This is a genomic window from Gordonia sp. CNJ-863 (assembly GCF_001942325.1).
In the GTDB taxonomy this organism is placed as follows: Bacteria; Actinomycetota; Actinomycetes; order Mycobacteriales; family Mycobacteriaceae; genus Gordonia; species Gordonia alkanivorans.
In genome coordinates this window covers 1-1,368 of the sequence record NZ_MKKG01000075.1, presented here as the reverse complement: position 1 = coordinate 1,368, position 1,368 = coordinate 1, and the positions used below count along the sequence as shown (strand labels likewise).

Sequence of the window (1,368 nt, the reverse complement as noted above, 5' to 3'; positions counted from 1 at the left end):
CCACCGCCGCCTGCACGGCGAGATCGGGCACGTCCCACCCGTCGAGTACGAGACCACCTACTGGTCGACCCACACAGTCACCAGCTACCGTGAGAACCCGGTCCCGGCAGTCGCTGGAACCAAGTAACCGAGCCCCCAGCAAACCCGGGGCGATCCACTGGTGTTGCTCGACAACCCGTCCACGAAGGCCGAAGCCGGAACCGGCTCTGGACTTCTCAGCTTGGACAACAACGACCGCACTGCGCGAAACTGCCGAGAAGCGTACGCGCGACACGGCGTTGCGTGGGCTGACGTCGTGCATTGGAATGTTGTTCCGTTCCCTGTTGCCGGCGAGAAGAACGGCGGATCCACCCCGAGTGAACGTGTGCGTGCCGTTCGCTGGACACGTGAAGTCGTCGACCTGCTACCCAACCTCGAAATCGTGCTGCTACTCGGCGCGGCAGCCCGGGACGGATGGACACGAGCAGGAGTCAACCGACCCGGCGTGTACGTACCGGGCGGCAATATCCCGCACTGTTCCATGCGTGGATTGAACACCGCCGGTGGCAGGGAACGGTTCGAAGACGCGATTGGCGATGTTGCGCAACGTCTCCGACCCAACGGGTAATGCCATTTCCCGATTGGAATCGTGGCGCGGCCCCTCCATCTGAGTGGTGGCGCGCGTTCTGGTTCACTCGATGTCAATGGAGCTATACGAATCGACGTGTCGACCCCGCGTAGTCACCTGACGTGTTTGTCGAGAGTTTTGCAGAAGAATTCCGGAGTGCCTGAATGAACCCACCTGAGTCCCCATTTGTAGATATCCCTCGGAGCGAGTGGATCGCTTCAAACCGATCGGCGTTCGCGATCTGGGATGCGTACCCGGTCAGTCCGGGCCACGCCCTTGTGATCTCGCGCCGAGAGATCGAGGACTGGTGGGTCGCGACAGCCGAGGAGAAAGCAGACCTGTTCGGACTGGTCGACGAAGTGCGGGACGTGATCCTGGCGCAGCACGGTCCCGTCGACGGCTTTAACGTGGGTTTCAACGCCGGGCGTGCCGCCGGCCAAACGATCAAGCACCTCCATATCCATGTCATCCCTCGGCGACAAGGCGACGTTCCAGACCCGCGGGGAGGCGTTCGGCACGTCATCCCGGAACGGGGCAACTACTTGGCGCCGACTGAGCCACCGGATGGTGGCCTCGTACCGGCCTCGCCCGTCCTGATCGATGGTCGGGCCAAATACCTTCTTCCGGAGTTAGTTGTACTGCCCAGGCAGGTTGGTTGAGGGATTGCGACGACACGCGGTAGTGGGTCGTTGAACAGCGAAGGTCTCCCGTCGTGAAGTGGAGCTGCTACGACACACACTTCACAACCGGGAGACCTTCGT

The 1,368-nt window shown here is 62.0% G+C and carries 1 protein-coding gene and 1 pseudogene; both read left to right on the top strand.

Features of this window, described 5'->3' with window-relative positions:
- Nucleotides 1-157: 157 nt before the first annotated feature.
- Nucleotides 158-607 (top strand): annotated as a pseudogene (locus tag BJF87_RS27020) (uracil-DNA glycosylase); the annotation flags it as partial.
- A 164-nt stretch (nt 608-771) separates the two neighbouring features.
- On the top strand, nt 772-1,266 hold the full coding sequence (locus BJF87_RS22745; protein WP_262339118.1) for an HIT family protein: 495 nt from the start codon (nt 772-774) through the stop codon (nt 1,264-1,266).
- Nucleotides 1,267-1,368 lie beyond the last annotated feature (102 nt).

Excerpts from the sequence above, each read along its gene's own strand:
- BJF87_RS22745 (WP_262339118.1), top strand. The coding sequence starts at position 772 with ATGAACCCACCTGAGTCCCCATTTGTAGATATCCCTCGGAGCGAGTGG.